At 38.8% G+C, this 23,002-nt stretch carries 15 protein-coding genes and 3 pseudogenes; 12 read left to right on the top strand and 6 right to left on the bottom strand.

What is annotated here, in order from left to right; all coding sequences use genetic code 11:
- Positions 1-338: 338 nt before the first annotated feature.
- Both carB and BN67_RS01435 read left to right on the top strand, forming a co-directional pair.
- The gene (gene carB, locus BN67_RS01440; RefSeq protein WP_019222383.1) at positions 339-3,824 is read left to right on the top strand and encodes a carbamoyl-phosphate synthase large subunit; all 3,486 of its coding nucleotides are present in this window, start codon (positions 339-341) and stop codon (positions 3,822-3,824) included.
- A 255-nt stretch (positions 3,825-4,079) separates the two neighbouring features.
- Positions 4,080-4,289, top strand: coding sequence for a cold-shock protein (locus BN67_RS01435; protein WP_019222382.1), 210 nt, complete (start codon positions 4,080-4,082; stop codon positions 4,287-4,289).
- Between the two features lie 574 nt (positions 4,290-4,863).
- Here BN67_RS01435 and BN67_RS14705 read toward each other — a convergent pair.
- Positions 4,864-5,007 carry a hypothetical protein gene (locus tag BN67_RS14705; protein ID WP_244427014.1) on the bottom strand — a complete coding sequence of 48 codons (144 nt, stop codon included), beginning with the start codon at positions 5,005-5,007 and terminating at the stop codon, positions 4,864-4,866.
- Between BN67_RS14705 and BN67_RS01430 the strand changes: the two genes are divergently transcribed.
- Both BN67_RS01430 and BN67_RS01425 read left to right on the top strand, forming a co-directional pair.
- Positions 4,936-5,097 carry an Arm DNA-binding domain-containing protein gene (locus tag BN67_RS01430; protein WP_019222381.1) on the top strand — a complete coding sequence of 54 codons (162 nt, stop codon included), beginning with the start codon at positions 4,936-4,938 and terminating at the stop codon, positions 5,095-5,097. The two genes, BN67_RS14705 and BN67_RS01430, sit on opposite strands and share 72 nt — an antisense overlap.
- A gap of 495 nt (positions 5,098-5,592) precedes the next feature.
- Complete coding sequence (locus BN67_RS01425; RefSeq protein WP_019222380.1) at positions 5,593-6,795, top strand: pyridoxal phosphate-dependent aminotransferase; 1,203 nt, start codon at positions 5,593-5,595, stop codon at positions 6,793-6,795.
- Positions 6,796-7,583: 788 nt separating this feature from the next.
- Here the strand turns inward: BN67_RS01425 and BN67_RS01420 are convergent.
- Together BN67_RS01420 and trxB are read right to left on the bottom strand one after the other, a co-directional pair.
- Positions 7,584-8,489, bottom strand: a complete 906-nt coding sequence (locus tag BN67_RS01420; protein WP_026088106.1) for a LysR family transcriptional regulator — start codon at positions 8,487-8,489, stop codon at positions 7,584-7,586.
- Positions 8,490-8,543: 54 nt separating this feature from the next.
- Complete coding sequence (trxB, locus tag BN67_RS01415; protein WP_019222378.1) at positions 8,544-9,497, bottom strand: thioredoxin-disulfide reductase; 954 nt, start codon at positions 9,495-9,497, stop codon at positions 8,544-8,546.
- 300 nt (positions 9,498-9,797) lie between these two features.
- Between trxB and BN67_RS01410 the strand changes: the two genes are divergently transcribed.
- Together BN67_RS01410 and BN67_RS01405 are read left to right on the top strand one after the other, a co-directional pair.
- Positions 9,798-11,186 (top strand): TrkH family potassium uptake protein, encoded by a 1,389-nt coding sequence (locus BN67_RS01410; protein ID WP_019222377.1) that lies wholly within the window; start codon positions 9,798-9,800, stop codon positions 11,184-11,186.
- 493 nt (positions 11,187-11,679) lie between these two features.
- Positions 11,680-11,956 (top strand): annotated as a pseudogene (locus BN67_RS01405) (Arm DNA-binding domain-containing protein); the annotation flags it as partial.
- Positions 11,957-12,246: 290 nt separating this feature from the next.
- Here the strand turns inward: BN67_RS01405 and BN67_RS01400 are convergent.
- Complete coding sequence (locus BN67_RS01400; RefSeq protein WP_019222375.1) at positions 12,247-13,329, bottom strand: glycosyltransferase family 4 protein; 1,083 nt, start codon at positions 13,327-13,329, stop codon at positions 12,247-12,249.
- A 19-nt stretch (positions 13,330-13,348) separates the two neighbouring features.
- Complete coding sequence (gene greA, locus BN67_RS01395; protein ID WP_019222374.1) at positions 13,349-13,822, bottom strand: transcription elongation factor GreA; 474 nt, start codon at positions 13,820-13,822, stop codon at positions 13,349-13,351.
- A gap of 325 nt (positions 13,823-14,147) precedes the next feature.
- On the opposite strand from greA, the gene BN67_RS01385 reads away from it, so the two are divergent.
- The 4 genes and pseudogenes from BN67_RS01385 to BN67_RS01360 all read left to right on the top strand — a co-directional run bounded on the left by BN67_RS01385 (position 14,148) and on the right by BN67_RS01360 (position 20,078).
- Positions 14,148-14,477 (top strand): SH3 domain-containing protein, encoded by a 330-nt coding sequence (locus BN67_RS01385; protein ID WP_019222372.1) that lies wholly within the window; start codon positions 14,148-14,150, stop codon positions 14,475-14,477.
- A 258-nt stretch (positions 14,478-14,735) separates the two neighbouring features.
- On the top strand, positions 14,736-17,063 hold the full coding sequence (gene uvrB / locus BN67_RS01380) for an excinuclease ABC subunit UvrB (protein ID WP_019222371.1): 2,328 nt from the start codon (positions 14,736-14,738) through the stop codon (positions 17,061-17,063).
- Between the two features lie 1,132 nt (positions 17,064-18,195).
- A pseudogene (locus BN67_RS15310) lies at positions 18,196-18,609 on the top strand (integrase); the annotation flags it as partial.
- A 755-nt stretch (positions 18,610-19,364) separates the two neighbouring features.
- Positions 19,365-20,078, top strand: coding sequence for a BA14K family protein (locus tag BN67_RS01360; protein ID WP_019222367.1), 714 nt, complete (start codon positions 19,365-19,367; stop codon positions 20,076-20,078).
- Between the two features lie 69 nt (positions 20,079-20,147).
- Here the strand turns inward: BN67_RS01360 and BN67_RS01355 are convergent, their stop codons facing one another.
- Positions 20,148-20,798, bottom strand: a complete 651-nt coding sequence (locus BN67_RS01355) for an MBL fold metallo-hydrolase (RefSeq protein ID WP_019222366.1) — start codon at positions 20,796-20,798, stop codon at positions 20,148-20,150.
- Positions 20,799-20,942: 144 nt separating this feature from the next.
- On the opposite strand from BN67_RS01355, the gene BN67_RS01350 reads away from it, so the two are divergent.
- Complete coding sequence (locus BN67_RS01350; RefSeq protein WP_019222365.1) at positions 20,943-21,653, top strand: response regulator; 711 nt, start codon at positions 20,943-20,945, stop codon at positions 21,651-21,653.
- 2 nt (positions 21,654-21,655) lie between these two features.
- Positions 21,656-22,999, top strand: a pseudogene (locus tag BN67_RS12470) (ATP-binding protein).
- Positions 23,000-23,002 lie beyond the last annotated feature (3 nt).

Genomic DNA, 23,002 nt, shown 5'->3' with positions numbered 1-23,002 from the left:
CAAAGCCCCTATAACAAAGCATACGCTGCAGTATCATCAAGAAGGAAAGACAATAGAAAGGCTCACAAAACATAGAAACAAGCATATTTTTGTTCCTGATGCTCCCCATGATACGCATAAAAACGCATTGTTTATACGCTTTACACAAATAACTTTCTTGAATCATAAAATTGCTTATGCTCTACGCACTCTATTCTCCGTCATTCATAAAAAAACATGGAAAAATGATTTTATTGCTTACTTTCTTCGTCACTTAACCTATAAAATTATTTTAACATCAAAATTTAAATATTCTACCTACCGCAATCGCGTACGGATGTTTACCATAAGGAAAAACCATGCCAAAACGCACAGATATAAAATCTATTCTTATCATTGGAGCAGGACCTATTGTTATTGGTCAAGCATGCGAATTTGACTATTCAGGTACACAAGCTTGTAAGGCATTAAAAGAAGAAGGCTACCGTATTATATTGGTTAATTCTAATCCTGCCACCATTATGACAGATCCAGATTTAGCTGATGCAACTTATATTGAGCCTATCACTCCTGAAATCGTTGCACAGATTATCATCCGTGAACGTCCTGACGCGCTTTTACCAACTATGGGAGGACAAACAGCACTCAATACTGCTTTATCATTAAAGCGTATGGGCATTTTAGACCGCTATCATGTTGAAATGATCGGTGCCAATGCCGATGCTATTGATAAAGCTGAAGACCGTGCTTTATTTCGCAAGGCGATGGCAAAAATCGGTCTAGAAACACCGCGTTCTATGTTAGCCAATGCAACAGAGCTTAAGGAAAAAAATCGCCAACGACATGCAAAAATGTGCGATGAACTGAAAGAAAAATTTTCCGGTAATGCGCTTGATCAAGCATTAGAAGAGCTTGAGCATGATTGGCGACACACAGAAGCCGACCGCAAACAACATTATATAGCCCATGCAACAGCAAAAGCTGTTCAAGCTCTTGATATTATCGGATTACCAGCGATCATCCGTCCTTCATTTACACTTGGTGGTACAGGTGGTGGCATTGCTTACAATCGTTCTGAATTTTATGAAATTATTGAACGTGGTCTTGAAGCTTCACCAACAACAGAAGTTTTGATTGAAGAAAGTGTTTTGGGATGGAAAGAATATGAGATGGAAGTTGTTCGTGATAAAAACGACAACTGTATCATCGTTTGTTCTATTGAAAACATTGATCCAATGGGAATCCATACTGGTGATTCCATCACCGTAGCCCCTGCTCTCACCTTAACGGATAAAGAGTATCAACGTATGCGCAATGCTTCCATTGCTGTTTTGCGTGAAATTGGTGTTGAAACTGGTGGCTCCAATGTACAATTTGCTGTCAATCCTGAAAATGGCCGCCTCATCGTTATTGAAATGAATCCGCGTGTTTCTCGCTCTTCAGCACTTGCCTCAAAAGCAACAGGCTTTCCAATTGCCAAAGTTGCTGCTAAATTGGCAATTGGCTATACACTTGATGAATTAAAAAATGATATCACGGGCGGTGCAACACCAGCCTCCTTTGAGCCTTCTATTGACTATATCGTTACCAAAATTCCTCGTTTTGCCTTCGAAAAGTTTCCTGGTTCATCTCCTGTCTTAACAACTGCAATGAAATCGGTGGGAGAGGTCATGGCAATTGGACGCACTTTTCAAGAATCACTGCAAAAAGCACTTCGTGGTCTCGAAACAGGTCTTACCGGTCTTGATGAAATTATCATCCCTGAACATGCTGAGGGTGATGAAAAAAGCTCTATACACTCTGCCATTGCAATACCAACCTCCGATCGTCTGCGCTACATAGCCCAAGCAATGCGTGCGGGCTTGTCTTTAAATGAAATTCACCAAATGAGCAAAATTGATCCATGGTTTTTGGAGCAAATAGCCTCTATTATTGAAATGGAACAGCGCATTCGCACCCATGGTTTACCGCAAGATGCAGACAATTTCCGCATGTTAAAAGCCATGGGCTTTTCAGATGCGCGTTTAGCCACCCTCACAGAACAAGAGCCAGATGCTGTGGCTGCTTTGCGCAAATCACTCGGTGTTAAGCATGTTTTCAAACGGATTGATACTTGCGCTGCAGAATTTTCTTCACCCACAGCCTATATGTATTCAACCTATGAAGTTCCCTTTGCAAATGTCGAACACTCGGAAGCACAAGTTTCTGAGCGCAAAAAAGTTGCTATTTTAGGGGGCGGTCCAAACCGTATCGGACAAGGCATTGAATTTGACTATTGTTGCTGCCACGCTGCTTTTGCACTCCGTGATGCAGGCTTTGAAGCCATTATGATTAACTGTAATCCTGAAACCGTCTCGACCGATTACGATACCTCTGATCGTCTTTACTTTGAGTCTTTAACCACAGAAGATGTTATCGCTATTTTAGAAACAGAACAGGAAAAAGGTGAATTGGTTGGTGTTATTGTTCAATTTGGCGGACAAACACCCCTAAAATTGGCAAGTGCACTAGAAAAACACAATATCCCCATTCTAGGCACTTCACCTGACGCTATTGATTTAGCAGAAGACAGAGATCGCTTTCAAAAGTTGCTATTCAAGCTTAATTTAACACAACCTCGAAATGGCATTGCGCATTCCGTCGAACAAGCGCGCCTTATCGCCCATGAACTAGGCTTTCCATTGATTGTACGTCCTTCCTATGTTTTAGGAGGACGCGCTATGGAAATTATTCGCGACGAACGTAGCTTGCAAAACTATCTGCTTGCAAGTGTACCGGAGCTGGTTCCAGAAGATATCAAAGCCCGTTATCCCAATGACAAAACGGGACAGATCAACACATTGCTTGGTAAAAATCCACTTTTATTTGATACCTATTTAACAGAAGCAATTGAAGTTGATGTTGATTGTCTGTGTGATGGAGAAGAAACGCTTGTTGTTGGTATTATGGAACATATTGAAGAAGCAGGAATCCACTCTGGTGATTCAGCCTGTTCTTTACCAGTTCATACACTCTCCCACGAAATAATCACTGAATTAGAACGTCAAACCAAAGCATTAGCTCACGCACTTCACGTTCGTGGCTTGATGAATGTCCAATATGCCATTAAAGATGGTGCAATTTATGTCTTAGAAGTGAATCCCCGTGCTTCACGGACTGTTCCATTCGTTGCAAAAACAATTGGCCGTCCCATTGCCAAAATAGCAGCACGTATTATGGCAGGAGAAACGCTTACCCAAGCTCTTCAAGCTTATGGTGGACCTCCCTCAAAACAGAAAAAGCAGCATATCGCTGTCAAAGAAGCTGTTTTTCCTTTTGCACGTTTTTCAGGTATTGATACACTTCTTGGTCCAGAAATGCGTTCAACTGGTGAGGTTATGGGACTTGATTATGAATTTGCTCTTGCCTTTGCTAAATCCCAACTTGGAGCCGGTGTTGAACTTCCCAAAGAAGGCACGTTATTTGTTTCTGTAAGAGATGAAGATAAAAAACGTATCTTAAATCCCGTAAAGATTTTAACTGAGCTTGGTTTTTCCATTTTAGCAACAAGTGGCACACAAAAATTTCTTACCGAACATCATATTGAAGCAAAAAAAATTAACAAAGTGCTAGAAGGGCATCCCCATATTGAAGATGCCATTCGGAATCGACAAATTCAATTGATTTTCAATACAACCAGCACGGCCAGTGCTATCTCAGATTCCAAATCATTGCGTCATGCCGCACTTATGCAAAAGGTCCCCTATTATACAACAATGGCTGGAGCCGAAGCTGTCGTAAAAGCTATCAAAGCACTCAAAAACAGTAATCTTGAGGTACGCTCACTGCAAAGCTATTTGACGTAATTTTCTCAACTATGGTACAAAACATTATTCTGTTTTTCTCTCAATTTTTTCTTCGTGTAAAAATACAGATTAAGACTTGCTTTTTACCTCAAAACTCCTTATGTAAAGTTTATCGGACTTTCGGTTATGTGACTTTCTTTCTTGTGCAATCTGCACTTTCGACGAAACTTATCCCACCCAATTTCGATTTCAAGCTGTATGAGGGCTTTATGCTTTCAGTGCACTCTATAATTTATCTATTCTAAGGAGTTTCCTATGTCTACAGGAACAGTTAAGTGGTTTAACACAACAAAAGGTTTCGGATTTATTCAGCCTAACGATGGAAGTGCCGATGTTTTTGTGCACATTTCCGCTGTTGAGCGTTCAGGTTTAAGCAGCCTTAATGAAGGACAAAAAGTCTCTTATGACGTTTTGCAAGATCGTCGTTCCGGAAAATTTGCCGCTAGTAATCTTTCTGCACTTTGATCTTTAAATTCTGCGACAGTTATTTAAAAATCTTCGTCTTAACAGACGGAGATTTTTTGCTTTTTATAAAGTGTCATTTATTCTTATAAAATAAGGCACTTTCTTATTGAAACAATCATTAAGATATTTTCATCCCTTCCCTTTCAATTCTTCACATTTTTTGTAAAATTTCCCAAAAAACGACATACTAGGTCCTCAATGGAATAAAGTTTCTCAAACTTGAGACCTTCCACATTCTCAGTCAGAAGAAAAATGCAGCCTTCTTCATTCTCTCATCAAAAAAGAAGATTTTTGTTAAAGCATAAAAAAAATACATTCAAACTGTTGTTTCTTCTTTGAAGAAACAACAATACCATTCTTTATAAAACACTCATTACAATAGCAACATATTAATTAATAAGGATTATTTATCGATATACAGCTTGAATCATACCCCCGAATACTGTTATGATTCTCTCATTTCAAACTACTTTATGTTGAATTTTGTTCACTTGGCTTTCCACTATCAGCGGAATTAATATGTGGATAAAAATTATACAAAGAAAGAAGGAAAAATGCCTCTCATGAACCGCCTTCATGCAAGGACTGTTGCAATACTATGAGCTCGTAAATATACCATGAGCTGGTCAAGAATGAGAGTGCGGGTTTGTACCTTCATAAGCGTAAAGATGGTGGCGCGCAATGGCTTTATCGCTATACCATTCACAGACGACGCCATGAAATGGACTTAGGTTCCCTAAGATATGTCTCTTTAAAACAAGCCCGTGCACATGCAACACAGTTGCACAGTATTTTTCTCTTTGAGTGAAAAGAAATAACAAGAATGAACAAAAAACTCTAAACCACGCAAACACACGATCACTCCCCCGATTATACCGAAATCTCATCCCTTCCCCGCACACCTCATAAAATCAGCTTACTTCTCATCAAAATGCATAAATTTATACATTCTGTGCCATTTATCCGAAAAAAAAGACAATTCATTATTGGTGCTCTTTTTTCATAGAATGCATTAATTCAACAAAATGGCAAAAACATAACTTCCAAGTACAACACGCAAATTTGTATTAATAAGCTGTCAATCTCTTATAAAAATCTCTTGTCAATCTTTGCTCTTGATGTAAAATTTTTCCTGGGAACATCCTTATTTTCTATAAATTAAGACATTTCCCCTCTTTCTTTATTTCAACTTTTAGCCCAAGAGCACAGAACTTTAGATTTTTTCTACAATTTTTTGTTGCATACAATGTAATCTCTTATAGAATGTTTTTAAACTCATAATCATTGTTTAAGGATTGAAATTATGGCTTTTATCGCCGACAAGCTTTCCCCTATAAAACCTTCTGCCACAATTGCTGTCTCCCACAAGGCACGTAACTTGAAAGCCCAAGGTCGTGATGTCATTGCTTTAGGTGCTGGAGAACCAGATTTCGATACGCCAGATAACATTAAAAATGCTGCTATTGAAGCGATTAAACGTGGAGAAACAAAATACACCCCAATATCTGGTATTCCAGAATTGCGCCAAGCAATTGCGGCAAAATTTAAAAGAGAAAACAACCTTCTTTATCAACCAGAGCAAATTATCGTTGGCACCGGTGGCAAACAAATTCTTTTTAATGCATTGATGGCAACTTTGAATCAAGGAGACGAAGTCATCATTCCATCTCCTTATTGGGTCAGTTATCCAGAAATGGTTACCCTCAACGGTGGTTGCCCTATTTTTGTAGAAACAAAAGCTGAATTTTCTTATAAACTGCAACCGCAAGAATTAGAAGCTGCTATCACTCCAAAAACCAAATGGCTTATCTTTAACTCTCCTTCAAATCCATCAGGTGCAGCTTACACCCATGATGAATTAAAAAAGCTCACAGATGTTTTAGTAGAATACCCTCATGTTCATATCCTTAGCGATGACATATATGAACATCTCACCTATGAAGGTTTTACCTTTGTCACCCCAGCTCAAGTAGAACCAAAACTTTACGAACGAACACTCACAATGAATGGTGTTTCCAAAGCCTATGCCATGACGGGTTGGCGAATTGGTTATGCAGGTGGTCCTCAAAAACTAATGAAAGCCATGGATACCATTCAAGGTCAGCAGACATCCGGTACAAGTTCTATCTCACAATGGGCAGCTGTCGAAGCACTCAATGGTCCACAAGATTTTATCGCTAAAAACAAAAGTGTTTTCCAGGCACGCCGTGATCTCGTTGTGTCTATGTTAAACCAAGCGCCTGGCATTCACTGTCCAACGCCGGAAGGTGCCTTTTATGTTTATCCTTCCTGTGCAAATCTTATCGGGAAAAAAACACCCGATGGAAAAGTCATCACAAATGATGAAGACTTTGCAATAGCTCTTCTGGAGGCAGAATCGGTTGCTGTCGTCCATGGGTCTGCCTTTGGACTTGGACCGGCTTTCCGTATTTCTTATGCAACATCAGAAAAACTACTTGAGGAAGCTTGCTTACGTATTCAGCGCTTTTGTAACAATTTACTATAAAAACGTTAAGCGTCTTCTGCTGTTCCAATTTCATTGCTCATCAATTCTATTGAGAGTTTTTGGGCTATTTTAATAATTGGATTCTATAGAAACAGCACCTCAAGAAAACTGTAGAAGCACATATACTGCAAACAAAAAATGAAATACTTCTTCACACACGTGAAAGATAAACAACGATACATATCGCATGTTTATAAAAGCATACCGCTTCCTTTTTTCTCTACGTTGAAACTTGTACCCTTCACTCTTTTAATTCTATGATCAAAACTCTTTTTGAATTATGGCTGTTATCCTAAACGATGATCATCAAAAACGCTTTTACACTTCGTAAAACTTATACTTCAATAAAAATGAAACGTATCTTTATGAAGATACGATACCAGAAGAATCTGATACTTACAAATATGATGTCTTGCGTCAGACCTTTTCCATTTCACAAAAATGATAATAAGACAATATTTGCCAACGTACCTCATCACAGAGTGATGTAGGAAATTGTTGAAATTCTCAAAGCTATTAAAATTTCTTTCTTATTATCTTCCAATATATCTGTATATTGAGAGTTTTCCCTAAAAATAAAAAAAAGCCGGACAAATTGTCCGGCAAACTCAGGAAATCCCCGGAGATAGAACCAACCCCGTGAATTTCCACAAGGGAACACTCAAGAAAATGCAATGGGAGGCAACATAATCAAGAGATAACATTCTATGTCATTTTATGAGAAAAAGCACAAGAAAAACTTCAACGTATCTGCTATGCAATAAACACATAGCTTTGGCTCCATCTCCTCAAAAAGACCACTGACGCGCTTTTAAAAAAATATAATCTCGAAAAGCTCTCAGCTTGGCCAAATTTTTTAAAGCATAAGGATAACAAAAAAAAGTATCAAAAGAAGGAATGTCCACCATCTCAGGGAAAAGACGTACAAGTCGCTCATCATGATTCACGATATAGTCAGGAAGCACAGCGATACCCAAATCACACATAATTGCATTCTTGATTGAAATAATATTATTAATTCGCAAAACTGAAGGGCGTAAAGATCCATCACTTCTACCAGCCTTTTCCAACCAATTTAAACCAGATAAATAAGCCGGAACAGGTTCACCGAATGAAATAATGCGATGTGTATCAAGATCAGATAATGTTTCTGGTTTGCCATAATTTGCAATATAATTTTTTGAGGCATAAACATGCATATAAATTGTAAATAATTTTCTTTGTACAAGATCAGGCTGTAGCGGCTGCTGTAAACGAACAGCACAGTCTGCATACCCCATCATCAAGTCGAGTTCTTTATCATCAAATAAAAGCTGAACCCGTATATCCGGATAAAGACTAAGAAATTCAGGCATACGCTCCACAAGCCATCCCGCTCCCATTCCATAGGTCGATGTAATCCGCAAATTTCCCGCTGGCTTTTCATAACTTTCAGTGAGTTGCGAACGTACACTTTCAAGCTTCATCAAAACATCATGCGTTGCACGATAAAGAATTTTACCTTGCTCTGTTAAGATTAACCCACGCGCATGACGCTGAAACAACGATACCCCAACCTCCTTCTCTAAAGCCGAAACTTGTCGTGAAATCGCAGATTGGGATAAATAAAGCTTTTCTGCCGCATGTGTGAAAGACCCTGCGTCTGCTACTGCATGAAAAACTCTTAATTTATCCCAATCCAATGGTGACGTCACAATTTTACCTCTCACTTTTTACTTTTGCAATGCGCTTTTATGCCTGTATACCCTTTAAAGCATAAGACCTAAAAAACGCTCTGCTTCCAGTGCCGCCATACATCCCATCCCTGCTGCTGTCACAGCTTGACGAAATGTTTCATCTGTTACATCACCTGCTGCAAAAACCCCAGCAATGCTTGTTTTTGTGGAATCTGGTTCTGTCCATAAATAGCCACCTTGTTTTTGTTTGAGCTGCCCTTCAAACAAAGAAACAGCGGGATCATGCCCAATAGCAATGAAGATTCCCTCCGCCTCTACTTGAGTTTCTTGCCCCGTTTTAACATTTTTAAGACGTGCACCTGTAACGATAGCACCTCTTGAATCTTGAGCTGGCAGACCAATGATTTCTTCTACAACATGGTCCCAGATAACACGTACATTATCACAAGCAAATAATCTATCTTGCAAAATTTTCTCTGCACGAAAATCACCACGCCGATGAACCACACTAACACTCTTTGCTATATTCGCTAAATAAAGCGCTTCCTCAACGGCTGTGTTTCCACCCCCAACAACAATGACATCTTTACCACGATAAAAAAAGCCATCACAAGTAGCGCAAGCAGAAACCCCCCCACCCATAAAAGTCTGTTCACTTTCTAAACCAAGCCAGCGTGCCTGCGCCCCTGTTGCAATAATAAGTGCCTCACAACAATATTGCGTTCCTGAATCTCCATATAAAACAAAAGGATATTTTAATAAATCCGCCTTTGTGATACTCTCATAGATAATTTTTGTTCCCATATTTTCAGCTTGTTTTGCCATTTGTTCCATCAACCATGGTCCTTGAATGGGATCTGCAAAGCCTGGATAATTTTCCACATCCGTTGTAATTGTCAACTGCCCCCCCTGCTGCAATCCAGTAACCAAAACTGGTTTCAGCATTGCCCTTGCCGCATAGATTGCCGCTGTATAACCAGCGGGACCTGAGCCAATAATAAGCAAAGGAATATGCGATTGTGTCATAGAATCCCTTCCATTTTTTGTGCTTTAATTATTCTATAAATTATCACGAAATACAGATCTTAAAAAATATTTTTCAAGAACCTCTGTTATCAGGTTACGTATTCCTTCCCATGTATGATAGAAAGGCTTGATTATCAAATTCTGCTTAAGGTAGAAATTAATCTTTATCCCGTAAAGAGAAAAGCGTAAATTCTTATGCGAACAAAATTGTGAGAAAAACAATACTAAAGATAGGGAACGGTCATTTTTCAGTTTATTATCAATGTCTGTGCACGTTTTGCATTAATTATGGGTGGAGCCATGCTTCTGCCCATCCTTGTGGATTTGCATGACAGCAACCATCATTGGATAACCTTTCTTTATTCTTGTGCCATAACAACCATGTTAGCAACTTTGATTCTTTTAGCCACCAAAGGTGCAACCTGTCGTTTTTCGCCTCGGCTTGGCTTTATGCTCACCGTTTGCCTTTGGCTCACTGGAATCGTCGTGGGTGCCTTACCTCTTTATCTTTCTCCTCTCTCAATTTCTCTAGCAGAAGCCGTTTTTGAAGCCGTCTCTGGAATTACCACCACCGGCTCCACAGTTATCACTGGTCTTGATAGTTTATCGAGAAGTATATTGCTATGGCGTTCCATCATGTGTTGGATTGGAGGAATCGGCTTTATCGGTCTTGCTTTATTGCTTTTGCCTTCACTGCGTGTTGGTGGAGTGCAGCTTTTTCACATGGAATCATCTGATAAATCTGAAAAAATATTGCCCCGCATCAACCAAATTGCCAATGGAATTATCATAGCTTATGTTGGACTAACACTGGCTTGTATGCTTTCCTATTTTGCTTCTGGCATGAGCTTATTTGATGCTATAAATCACGCAATGAGCACGGTAGCAACAGCTGGTTTCTCAACCCATGATGCCTCTTTTGGTTATTTTTCTGACAAACCAGCTATCTTAATTATTGCAACAATTTTTATGTTACTCTCCGCACTACCCTTTATTCTGTATGTTAAGCTCGTTCTTCCTGGCCATTCCAAGCGCTTTATGGACCAACAAGTAGTGGTTTTTCTCTATATTGTTCTCCTCTTCAGCTTTGCTTTAGCAGTATGGCTACGATTTCATGATCATCGCGCTTTTCATTTGGTTTTTCTTGATGCCATTTTTCATCTTACATCGATCATAAGTACAACGGGTTATAGTGCTGAAGATTATCAACTTTGGGGACCTTTTGCACTTGGAGTGTTTTTCATTGTTTCTTTTACAGGCGGCTGCGCTGGTTCCACCTCTGGAGGCATGAAAATCAACCGCCTCATTATTCTTTGGCGTATTACACAAACAAACATAGAAAAGCTCCTTTTTCCTAATGTTATTGTAAAAGCGCGATATGATCGCGTAAATATATCAAGTGATGTTGCCAAAGCCGTTTTGTTTTTTGTATCTCTTTACATGTTCTGCCTTATCATTGGCACTGCTCTTTTACTAACAACCGGTCTTGACTTTACTTCTGCTTTCACAGGTGTTTTAACGGCTCTTTCAAATGTTGGCCCAGGTTTTGGAGATATTATTGGTCCTGTTGGTAATTTCTCTACCATCAATGATAATGCTTTATGGATCCTGAGTTTTCTTATGCTAGCTGGGCGTCTTGAAATTATAACCATATTTGTACTCTTTATCCCCGCTTTTTGGCGTGAATAATTTTAAAACATAGCGTTTCATTTTATAATACTAAAAAAAGGCCCCCCCCTAGAGCTAACCGGGACAGCTTTCATAGCTCCATTCTTTTAAGAAAAAGCACCATATTATGCTATGCTCTCAAATGAAAAACGTCATCGATACACTTGGTATGACATAAGCAGTAAGACAACATCTACACGTACCATATTGATTCATAAAGATTATTTTTCGTTTCTCCCCTTGAATCATAGTCCCGAGTACTGTTAAGTTTCTCTCATTTCAAACCACTTTATATTAAATCAATTTTGTTCACTGGTTTGTATGCAATATATAAGACATTGATTTATAATGATAATTTACTGTTTTGTATGTTGAATGAGAGTCCCGAATAACGTAAGATTCTCTTATTCCAAACCTGTTTATGTTGAATCAATCAAAACTACTCACTTGCACATAACAAGTGGGATGAGTGTGTGGATAAATTTGTATAAGAAAGGAGGAAAAACGGCTCTTAATGAATCGCCTTAATGCAAAGGCTGTCGCAACATTGGGCTGGCAAATAGTATGATGGAGCCGGCTTGTACCTTTATAAGCATGAAGATGGTGGCGCACAATGGATTTATCGTTATACGATTCACGGACGCCGCCGCGAAATGAGCTTAGGAACTCTAAGAGAGGTCTCTTTAAAACAAGCCCATGAACATGCAACACGGTGGTGTTCTATTTTGCGTGAAGGTCGTGATCCCATTAAAGAACGTGAGAAACAAAAGCATGACGCAATGCGGAATCTTCAAAACCAATACGCATAAAATCACCTCTTTCACGTCATTCATATCGTATTTCTAGTCCCCAACGATCACCTTAGCTAAAAATGCTCATTCCATATCCCTTTATATTTATTACACCGAACACCATTATCTTAAAAAACACCAACGTATATCTTTTTATCAAAAGAAAACTTATCATCTCTCAGAAGCATGCTCTATTTCTATGAAACCATAAATTATGATCAATCTATTTACTGAAATGATGATAAGAGATCATAAAAAGAGAAATTTGCTACTTCTCAAAAAAATTTGATCTATTTTAAAATGTTTTTTTCTGCAAATATTTCTTCATAAACGCTTCCAATTTCCTTCGCTTCTTTTTCCAAAGGAAAGTGCGTACGAACATGCGTTAAAGCCTTTTTTCCTGCTGCCATTGTTTTTTCTAAATCAGCAAAATAAGGTTCAATCGCCGCCATTAAAGCTGCCCCTTCTCCTGCTTTAACAACTGTTCCAGTTCCTTCAACCACCAATTCTTTAAAAATTCCTACATCACTCGTCACTACAGCTGTTTGTGAGGCCATTGCTTCCAATGGCGTCAAACCAAAACCTTCCAGACGAGAAGGTGCCACATAAAGCGACAAGCGGCGATACCATAGAGGTGTATTCAACACTTCACCAAGAAAAATAATGCGATCTTCTAACCCCGCTTTAGCAATCTTTTGGCGTAGCTTTTTTTCAAAATGATAATGCTGTTCTGTGGTTCGCCCAGCAATAAGCGCTGTCCACTCAGGATAGCGTGGAAGGAGCGCTATCATTGCCTCCACAAACAAGTCAGTACCCTTTAAGTACCGCACACGTCCAAAACAGCCCACTGCATATTTCCCAGAAAATCCGGAAGAAGAAAAACAGTCGTCAACCGTTTTTGGTGGTGAAAAACGCTCCACATCCACACCATGCATAATAACCTTATGAGGCACTTCTAAATAGGTTCCTGTACAGACACTGGTCGCAATAACTCTATCCATACGGCGAATTAACCATTTGGTAAAAGGCTTATGTTGACGCCGAGAAGCCGATGTAAAAACGAGTTTAAGCTTCATTCGCAAAACATCGCGCAAAAAAATGCCACAAAGCATCTCAATATTACGTCGTGCATGCCAAATACGAAACGGCTTACCTCTAGGGCTTTTCCAAAGCCCGAAAAGGTCCCCAAAGGCAAGAGAAGGCAAGCTTTTAGGCAATCCAAACCCAAAAGTAGATATATACACCCCCTGCTTGCACTGCAATGGAATGAGTTGAATAACCGTAGATGTTACGCCTGACAAACGCTTTTTAAAGTGAGGAACGATCACCTCAATTTCTCTAAAGGCATAAGAATTATCATTCATAAGCATCATCTTTCACAGGCGTCACAGCTTAGATGTATTGAACCTCAATAATTTCATAATTATGCGCACCACCTGGTGCATTCACTTCAACCACATCACCCTCTTGTTTCCCAATAAGTGCACGTGCAATAGGTGAAGAAATAGAAATTTTACCAACTTTCACATCAGCTTCCTGATCCCCAACGATCTGATAAACCTTTTTCTCTTCAGTATCTTCATCTAGAAGCTTTATCGTTGCTCCAAATTTAATTTTGTCGCCTGAAAGACGCGAAACATTAATAACTTCGGCCCGTGCAATATAATCTTCAAGTTCATTGATACGTCCCTCATTATGGCTTTGCGCCTCTTTAGCGGCGTGATATTCAGCGTTTTCTGACAAATCGCCATGCGCACGTGCCTCAGAAATTGCTTCAATAATCCGTGGACGTTCCTGTTGTTGACGCCAACGTAATTCTTCTTTAAGACTTTCAAAACCAGCTGTAGTCATCGGAACTTTTTTCATAATCCGTCCCTTTCTGTTACACGGAAAGCTTAATAAAAATACAAAAAACGGCTTCCAAAATTGCTTTTGGAATCCGAAAAATAATATGCCTTATTATATAGGACAGTATTCCTGTTTTCCATATAAAAATAGAAAAGAAAACAAAGCATTCACCAATTATGTTAAACACTCTAATATTTTTGATATTTAAAGCGTTAAACTCTGTTCCCAATATCAAGATCCTGAAGAAGAAAGAATTGCATTTCTTTCTGTTTTATCATAACTTAGAGAAAGACATCTTGTATGAAGAAAGAATAAAACCTTTAAAGAAATTCCCTACAGAAAAATGAAAAAATTAATATTTTTTTTTGTATTTGGTCCTTTTCTTTTAAGCATAGCAGCATCCAAAGCAGAAAATCCCACAGATGCTTTTGTGATAAGAAATCTTAATTTGAGAACAGGACCAAACACACAATATGCAGTTCGTGGTTTAATTCCCATAGGAGAATTGATCTTTGTCCAAGCTTGTCAAGGAAATTGGTGCTACATCAAATATAACACGCAAATCGGTTGGGTTTCATCTCGTTATCTCTCATTTAAAGATGGTAACGACCTTTATCGCACATATACAATATTTCCAATAACAAACGAGAGTCAACACAGTTATTCTCCATAAAACCGTTATGGTGAATATGATACAAATCCCCTCTTAACATCATGATAGCGTTAAACAAGTAGTATAAACCGTAAATGCACCCTACTTTAAAACCCCTAATGAATGAATACACATACCCACCCCTAACCAAAGTCTCTCTATAATGTTCCGCCAATTGTCATAAAGTTTTTCAGTAACGTTTTGCCGTTATCTTGATGGTGTTGTAAAGTTTGGTATTGTCTTTAAGAACGACGAACATTTCTCTCAAAGGATGCGACAATGAAAAATGGTGTCACAGCAACAGTAGAAGCTCTTTCTGCCCTTATTGCGTCAGGCAATCCTCTTTTTAAAAATGGCACATTGTGGACACCTCACCGCCCTGTTCGTCCTGAAAAATCTGAAGGTGGTATTCCATTTCAACTCAAAACCCCTTTTGAAGCTGCAGGCGACCAACCACAAGCAATTAAAACGCTTGTTGAGGGGATTAAAAATGATGAACGCACGCAAGTGCTTTTGGGCGTTACCGGATCAGGAAAAACCTATACAATGGCCAAAATCATTGAAAAAATACAGCGCCCAGCTCTCATTTTAGCCCCCAACAAAACTCTGGCAGCACAACTTTACGGAGAGTTTAAAAGTTTTTTTCCCCACAATTCTGTTGAATATTTTGTTTCTTATTACGACTATTATCAGCCCGAAGCTTACGTTGCACGCTCCGACACATATATTGAAAAAGAATCCTCCATTAATGAGCAAATCGACCGTATGCGCCATGCTGCAACACGCGCTGTCCTTGAACGTGATGATGCCATTATTGTTGCCTCCGTATCCTGTATCTACGGAATCGGCTCGGTAGAAACCTACACTGCCATGAGCTTGCAAATAAAAAAAGGAGAGAAGATCAATCAACGCAAATTACTGGCTGATTTAGTTTCCCAACATTATTATCGACAAGACATTAACTTCATTCGTGGTTCTTTTCGAGTCCGAGGCGATACAATTGAAATTTTTCCAGCGCATCTTGAAGATCGTGCTTGGCGTATTTCCCTCTTTGGTGATGAAGTGGAAACAATTACAGAATTTGATCCGCTTACAGGACAAAAAACAGACGCGCTTCAATCGATTAAAATTTATGCCAACTCGCACTATGTTACACCGCGCCCAACATTAAATCAAGCAATGAAATCGATCAAAATGGAACTAGCTCAACGCCTCGATGAATTGAATTCTGCTGGGCGCTTGTTAGAAGCACAACGTTTAGAACAACGTACAATTTTTGATTTGGAAATGTTGGATACAACCGGATCATGCGCGGGAATTGAAAATTATTCACGCTATTTAACAGGACGACAACCAGGTGAACCACCACCAACCTTGTTCGAATATATTCCAAGCAATGCTATCGTTTTTATCGATGAAAGCCATGTCACTATTCCACAAATTGGTGGCATGTATCGAGGTGACTTTCGGCGCAAAGCAACCTTAGCAGAATATGGATTTCGTCTGCCTTCTTGTATGGACAATCGTCCTTTACGCTTTGAAGAATGGGATGCCATGCGCCCACAAACAATTGCTGTCTCTGCAACACCTGGACGCTGGGAAATAGAACAATCTCATGGCATTTTTGCTGAACAAATTATTCGCCCAACAGGGCTTGTCGACCCACAAGTCGAAGTACGCCCAGCAACCAACCAAGTTGATGATGTTGTGAATGAAATTCGCAAGACACTTCAAAAAGGCTACCGTACATTAGTAACGGTTCTAACCAAGCGCATGGCTGAAGATCTCACAGAATATCTCCATGAGCAAGCTATTCGGGTACGCTATATGCATTCCGACATTGATACACTAGAACGTATTGAAATTCTTCGCGATCTACGGCTTGGCACCTTTGATGTTCTCATCGGCATTAACCTACTCCGAGAAGGTCTGGATATTCCAGAATGTGGTTTTGTTGCCATTTTAGATGCCGACAAAGAAGGTTTTTTGCGCTCTGAAACCTCATTGATCCAAACAATTGGACGCGCTGCACGCAACGTAGATGGCCACGTTATTCTCTATGCCGATACAATAACGGGCTCTATAGAACGCGCTTTACAAGAAACGCAACGACGTCGGCAAAAACAGATAGCCTACAATAAAGAACATCATATCACACCGAAAAGTATCAAAAAAAATATCGATGATATTCTCCATTCAGGAGAAAAAGACCACCATACTCCTATCAATATTCCTGATTTTATTACACAAAATAATAGGGGTGAAAAAAATTTAGCAATCCATATTCAAAATCTCGAAAAAGCAATGCGTGAATCAGCCGCTGATCTAAACTTTGAAGAAGCAGCACGCTTGCGTGATGAAATCAAACAGCTACAAAAAATAGAACTAGAAATAGCAGACGACCCTTTAAAACATCACAGCGAACAATCCAACCATGACCCTATAACACAACCAAACCTTTCCGCCAAACCAGATTTTGATCAGGAAGATCCAGCCATAGACACCCCAATTTTAAAGAACCCAAATGTCAAAAGAAGAGCACGCAAAAACACCCTTAATAAGACAACAAAAAAAACTCCCCCAATCAATAACTTCAAACTCTTATAGCCTTCAAAATCAATTTTATTCCCTCTAAAATCTTAATAAAAAACCGGTAAGAAACACTATCCCATAAAATATGCTCCCCTCAATAAATAAAACTTTAATTTCATTGAAAAGCAATGTCAGAAAACGCACTCAAAACAATGTAAAAAAGCCATTACACAAGAAAATCCTTCCCATATCATCATTTCAGATCATCGGTCTTAATTGAATATCTCTTCATATACGGTTTAACAGTACCCATAATTTTAACAGTGCGGAAGAACTCTCCTTTGCAAAAGCGATAAAGAGAAAAAATAATCCACCCTTCACGAAAGGAGGCAATTCCATTAAAATATCCCATAGCAAGCATAAAGAAACATATCATAAAAACGTTGTGCGATGTAAAGAAACCATCAGAAATGGCTAAAGAGCTTTTGAAAATAGAGAAAACAACTTTGAAAAAAGGAAATGAAACAAAAGCTTTTATAATATAATTCAACTTGGAGTATTCAAAGATCATCTTTCAAAAATAAAGCAGTATTTCTTTGTAAATAAAGAAAGAGTGAAAATATATGATCAGCGATAATCGCCTACAATCCCATAAACGCATCTAGAGTGATATCCTTTTGATACGCGCTTTTCTCGTAGAGACACCATTCCCATTAGTTGGGAAGATAAGAGCATATGCTTCATTTCAAAACAGAAATAGAGTAAATTTCAAACAGATGTCTTTTTTCCATTCTACCCGAACAAACCACAGCACTTTAATGAGCACCCAAAAGACAACTTCTTTGTTGTAAATGCGGACAACACCCTAAAAATTTAGTATAGGATTTTATCAAACATGCATGCAAACAAATCTCAAAAATCAGCACACAATTTCAAAAAGCAAATACCTATACACGCTGCTCAATTAAGACAAGAAGAAACAATTGAAAGCATTTTCTCGAAACTGAGAACGCTATGCCATCCTCATTCACAAAACACACTGTTTCATCAGTTTTTTTGTCGTTTATCACCTTGAATTACAACCCCGAATACCCGTAAGATTCTCTCATTTCAAACCACTTTATCTTGAATCAATTTTATTCACTTGGCTTGTACCTCATATACGGGATTGGCATATAGACACAAATGAGTGTGGGAAGAAGGGAAAATACCTCTCATGAACCGCCTTCATGCAAGGGTTGTTGCAACGCCATGCGTTGATGAATATACCATGAGCTGGTAAAGAGAATAAGGGTGCTGGCTTTTCATTTTTATAAATGTGAAGATGGTAGTGCGCAATGGACTTATCGCTATACAATTCACTAAAACAATGCTGCGAAATGGGCTTAGAAGCTCTAAGAGAAGTCTCTTTAAAACAAGTCTGTGAATGTGCAACGTGGTTTGCGTGAAGGTCGTGATCCCATTAAAGAACGTAAGAAACAAAAGCTTGAGACAATGCGGTATCTTCATTATCTTAAAAATATTGCTTTAGAGACTTTTGAAAGCTGTCAAGCAGAATTAAAAGGAGGATGATAAGGATGAACATTGCTTTTTACCTTTACAACTTCACCTCCTCCCCCAATGAATCTGTACTCCCATTTCAAGAGCGCAAATTGTAAGAAACGCACTTTTAAATCAATAAAAACACCCCAAAAGTGAGAGAGGAAAATCAAAAAAATGCTCTATATTATGAACTATATACTCCTCCCTCTCAATAATTTACCAGACTTCATTTCTACATATTTCTCCTAAAATACTGAAAACGCATTCAGAACAAATCAAAATATTTCAATTCTAAAACAGCCACATAAAGAGTGCATTTTCTTCTCTATCAAAACCTCCCACATAAAACGAGACAGTGCAAACCCAATTTTTATAAGAGGATTCTTAAAAAACAGAGAAATAAGACAATATTTTTATGAATGATACAAAGTAAAGAAAACTTTATTCTAAAGCCCCTAACCCTATAATAATCCCCTCACTTTACAATGATAAAGGGCCATATCGATTGCTCATACGTCTAGAATTCATATTGTAAAGCTTATGAAGTCAAGAAATCTCAAGAATAATATTTCCTATAAACTTCAATGATCATAACACATGATAATAATTATAAAAATTCGCTTATAAATGAATCTCAAAAAATGCATATTTTTAAATAATACACCCTTATATTGCGACTTTATTCTATAGTTTTACCATTTATGCTCAACGACAGAGCTTTTTATTTATTTTGTCAAAATAAAGCCAAAAATCATTCAGATTATGTTCAGTTTCAACCATGTAAAACGGGAACAATAAATTTACGAATACAATACAAATTTATTGAGGGCAATTATGAAAAAAATGACAACACTAGCGGTTTTATCCGCGATATCAACAGCAACTGTTTTGATACCATTAGGCACAGCATTTGCAGATATAACATCCATTTCTGATGAGTTTACGAAAAGAGTGAAAAAGATACAAAAAGAGGCGGAATCTCGTTTTCCTTCTCATCATTTTAGCAGCAGTTCTGAGAGTTATAGCACACGTTCTGTGAGTAAGCCTCACCCTTACTATACTGATCACTACCACCGCCATCATGTCGATCATCAAAGGCGGGAACAAAAACATTATCATGTTGAACGCAAGATACATCGTCATATCGAACGCAAAACAACAACACATAAGCATGTCCATGTACATAAACACAGTGTAACGCGTAATGACTCTGGAGATACTTTAGCCGCAGGTCTTATAGGCCTTGCAGCAGGTGCAATTCTTGGCAATGTCTTAAAAAAACCAAAACAGCCACAGATTGTCTATCAACCTGTCCCTCAAAACCAGTATGTCTATCAACAAGTTCCGCAAACCGTATATCAACAAGTCCCACGAAATCAGGTTATTTATGAAGTTCAATCAACGACAACATACCAACAACTCCAAAAACCATGGACTCAGAGCTGGCTTCAATATTGCAAGAAGAAATACCGTTCATTTAATCCTCAAACAGGGACTTTTCGAGGTTTCGACGGTTTAGACCACTTTTGTTATGCTCCAGTAAACTAACTTTCATGAACATTCATAAAAGAATAATTTAAATGACCGGAGAAATACTTTTTAAAAGTATTTTTCCGATTATATCTTAAGTTCTTGCAGAAATGGATTCCACTGGCGCTCATAACCTATGTGGCTCCCTGGACCATGCCCACAGATAAAACGGACATCATCACCCAAAGGAAAAACCTTTTCTCGAAGTGATTTAATCAATTCCTCATGAGAACAGAAGGGAAAGTCTGTGCGTCCAATAGAACCACGAAAAAGAACATCACCCAAAAGAGCAAAACGTTGTTTTTCGTTGAAATAAATAACATGCCCAGGGGAATGTCCTGGTGTGTGAAAAACATTGAACACATGTCCAGCAAACTGAACACTATCGCCATCTTCTAACCATTGATCAGGAATACAAATACGTGCCTCAGTAATACCATAGCTTTCTGCACTTTCTCTCACAGAATCCATGAGCGGCTTATCATGGCGATGCGAACCGATGATTTTGACACCAAGAGCCTCTTTTGCTTGCATTGCCGCTCCCACATGATCAAAATGACCATGCGTAATCCAAATAGCTTCCACGGTAACGCCCATCTTTTGAATCGCTTCTTGAATACGAAACCAATCACCACCAGGATCAACTAAAACACCCACTTTTTGTTCATGATCAAAAAGCAAAGTACAATTTTGTTGAAAAGATGTAACTGGAATAACTTTTGTACTAAAATGACTCATTGTATCCTTTTCAAGGGTAAATTTCTTTAAATTTATTCAAAAAGAATTTTCTTCTTTATAGAGTAAAATAGCCTGCTCGACAGTTTTGTGCAACTTATGTAAACTTTAAGGGTTAGAAACTCAATTTTGTCAGGGTTTTGAAGAATGACCGATCATATTCAAGTTTTGTGTGATAACGCACCTCACCTTCTTGTTATTGATGACGACACCCGTATTCGCAATCTTTTATTTCAATTTCTTATTAAAAATGGATTTCGTGTTTCAGTCTCTGCCAATGCCGATGAAGCAAGACGGCAACTTGCAAGCTTAGATTTTGATCTTCTTATAGTCGATGTCATGATGCCTGGAGAAAACGGCATTTCACTCACGCATTCCCTGCGTCAAACCAGAGATATCCCCATTCTCATGCTCACAGCTTTATCGGAAACAGACGACCGTATCCATGGACTAGAAGCAGGCGCAGATGACTATCTTGCCAAGCCATTTGATCCTCGTGAGCTTCTCCTTCGTATCAACGCTATTTTACGACGGGGATTTTCACTCAATCAACCTAAAATCGAGCAAATAGTCTTTGGACCTTATATCTTCTCTCTTGCACGGCGCGAACTCAAAAAAGGAGGAGAGATTATCAAGTTAACAGATAATGAGCAAAAAATGATGGTTATTTTTGCCGAAAATGCAGGTGAGATCATTCCACGCCATAAATTAACAATGAATGATAAAAATATTGATGAACGTACCATAGATGTACAAATTAATCGCCTTCGTCGTAAGATAGAAAAGAATCCCGCACTCCCTATATGGCTCCAAACCGTTCGAGGAATAGGTTACAAACTCTCAATTGAATATGCATGACAATGGTCGAACCTTTAAGAAAATTTATCCGCTGGTTGACAAAGCAGATGCCTAAACGGCTTTATGCCCGTGCTTTGATCATCATTATTGCTCCTATGGTCCTCTTACAAACAGTCATTGCTTATGTCTTTATGGAGCGCCATTGGCAAATGGTAACCGAGCGTCTTTCAACCGCTGTTGTCCATGATATCTCAGCCATTATTGACATTATTGAAACATACCCAACAACAAGATAACTATGACGATATCAAGCGTATTGCACAACAACGTATTGGGATTAAACATTTCTATTCTTCCTCCCTCTCCTCTTCCGCCTCTAGGACCTAAACCATTTTTTGCAATTCTTGATTATTTTCTAAGCGAAGAAATCACACGTCAAATTAACCGTCCCTTACTGGATTGATACAGTGGGTGATTCTGATCTTGTCGAAATTCGCATCCACCTTGGTCATAACATCCTACGCGTCTTTGCACTGCGCAGCCAAGCCTATGCTTCCAATACTGCTATTTTTCTAAGCTGGATGGTAGGAACAGCTCTCGTTTTATTGCTGATCGCCATTTATGTCTTGCGCAATCAGATAAAACCGATCCAACAATTAGCCAAAGCAGCAGAAAGTTTTGGACGTGGACATCCTTTACCGGAAGGATTTCAACCACAAGGCGCTGAGGAGGTTCGTCGTGCAGGCGTTGCTTTTTTACGTATGCGTGAACGTATTGAACGTCAAATCGAACAACGCACTATGATGCTTTCAGGCGTAAGCCATGATTTAAGAACCATTCTAACACGTTTTAAACTTCAACTCGCGTTAGCAAATACTGACTTTGATATTAAACCGCTTGAGCAAGATGTAAACGACATGCAAAATATGTTAGAAGATTATCTTGCTTTTGCCCGTGGTGAGGGAAGTGAAGGTGTGAAAACCCTTGATTTAAATGCTCTTATGCAAAAATTTACCGCCGATGCTCATCTTCACAAACGTCAATTCTTTTATAAAATTGAAGGCCCTGCAGAAATACAAGCACGTCCACAAGCCTTTACGCGTCTGGTGAGCAATCTCGTATCAAATGCATTTTATTACGCCAACACCGTCAAACTAACGGCCATATCTCAACAAGAATCCTTCATCATAACAGTTGACGACGATGGACCTGGAATCTGTAAAAACATGCGTAAGGAAGTTTTCAAACCATTTTTTAGACTTGATAAAGCGCGCAATCAAGATGCAAGTGGAACAGGACTTGGGCTTTCCATCGCCCAAGACATAGCGCGCAGCCATGGAGGCAACATTCAATTAGACGATAGCCCCTTGGGAGGTTTGCGTGCTATTATCGATCTCCCCTTATGAGAA

This window comes from Bartonella rattaustraliani AUST/NH4 (assembly GCF_000312565.1).
GTDB lineage: Bacteria > Pseudomonadota > Alphaproteobacteria > Rhizobiales > Rhizobiaceae > Bartonella > Bartonella rattaustraliani.
The sequence above is the reverse complement of the archived record's forward strand: the minus strand, read 5'-3'. Positions and strand labels throughout refer to the sequence as shown.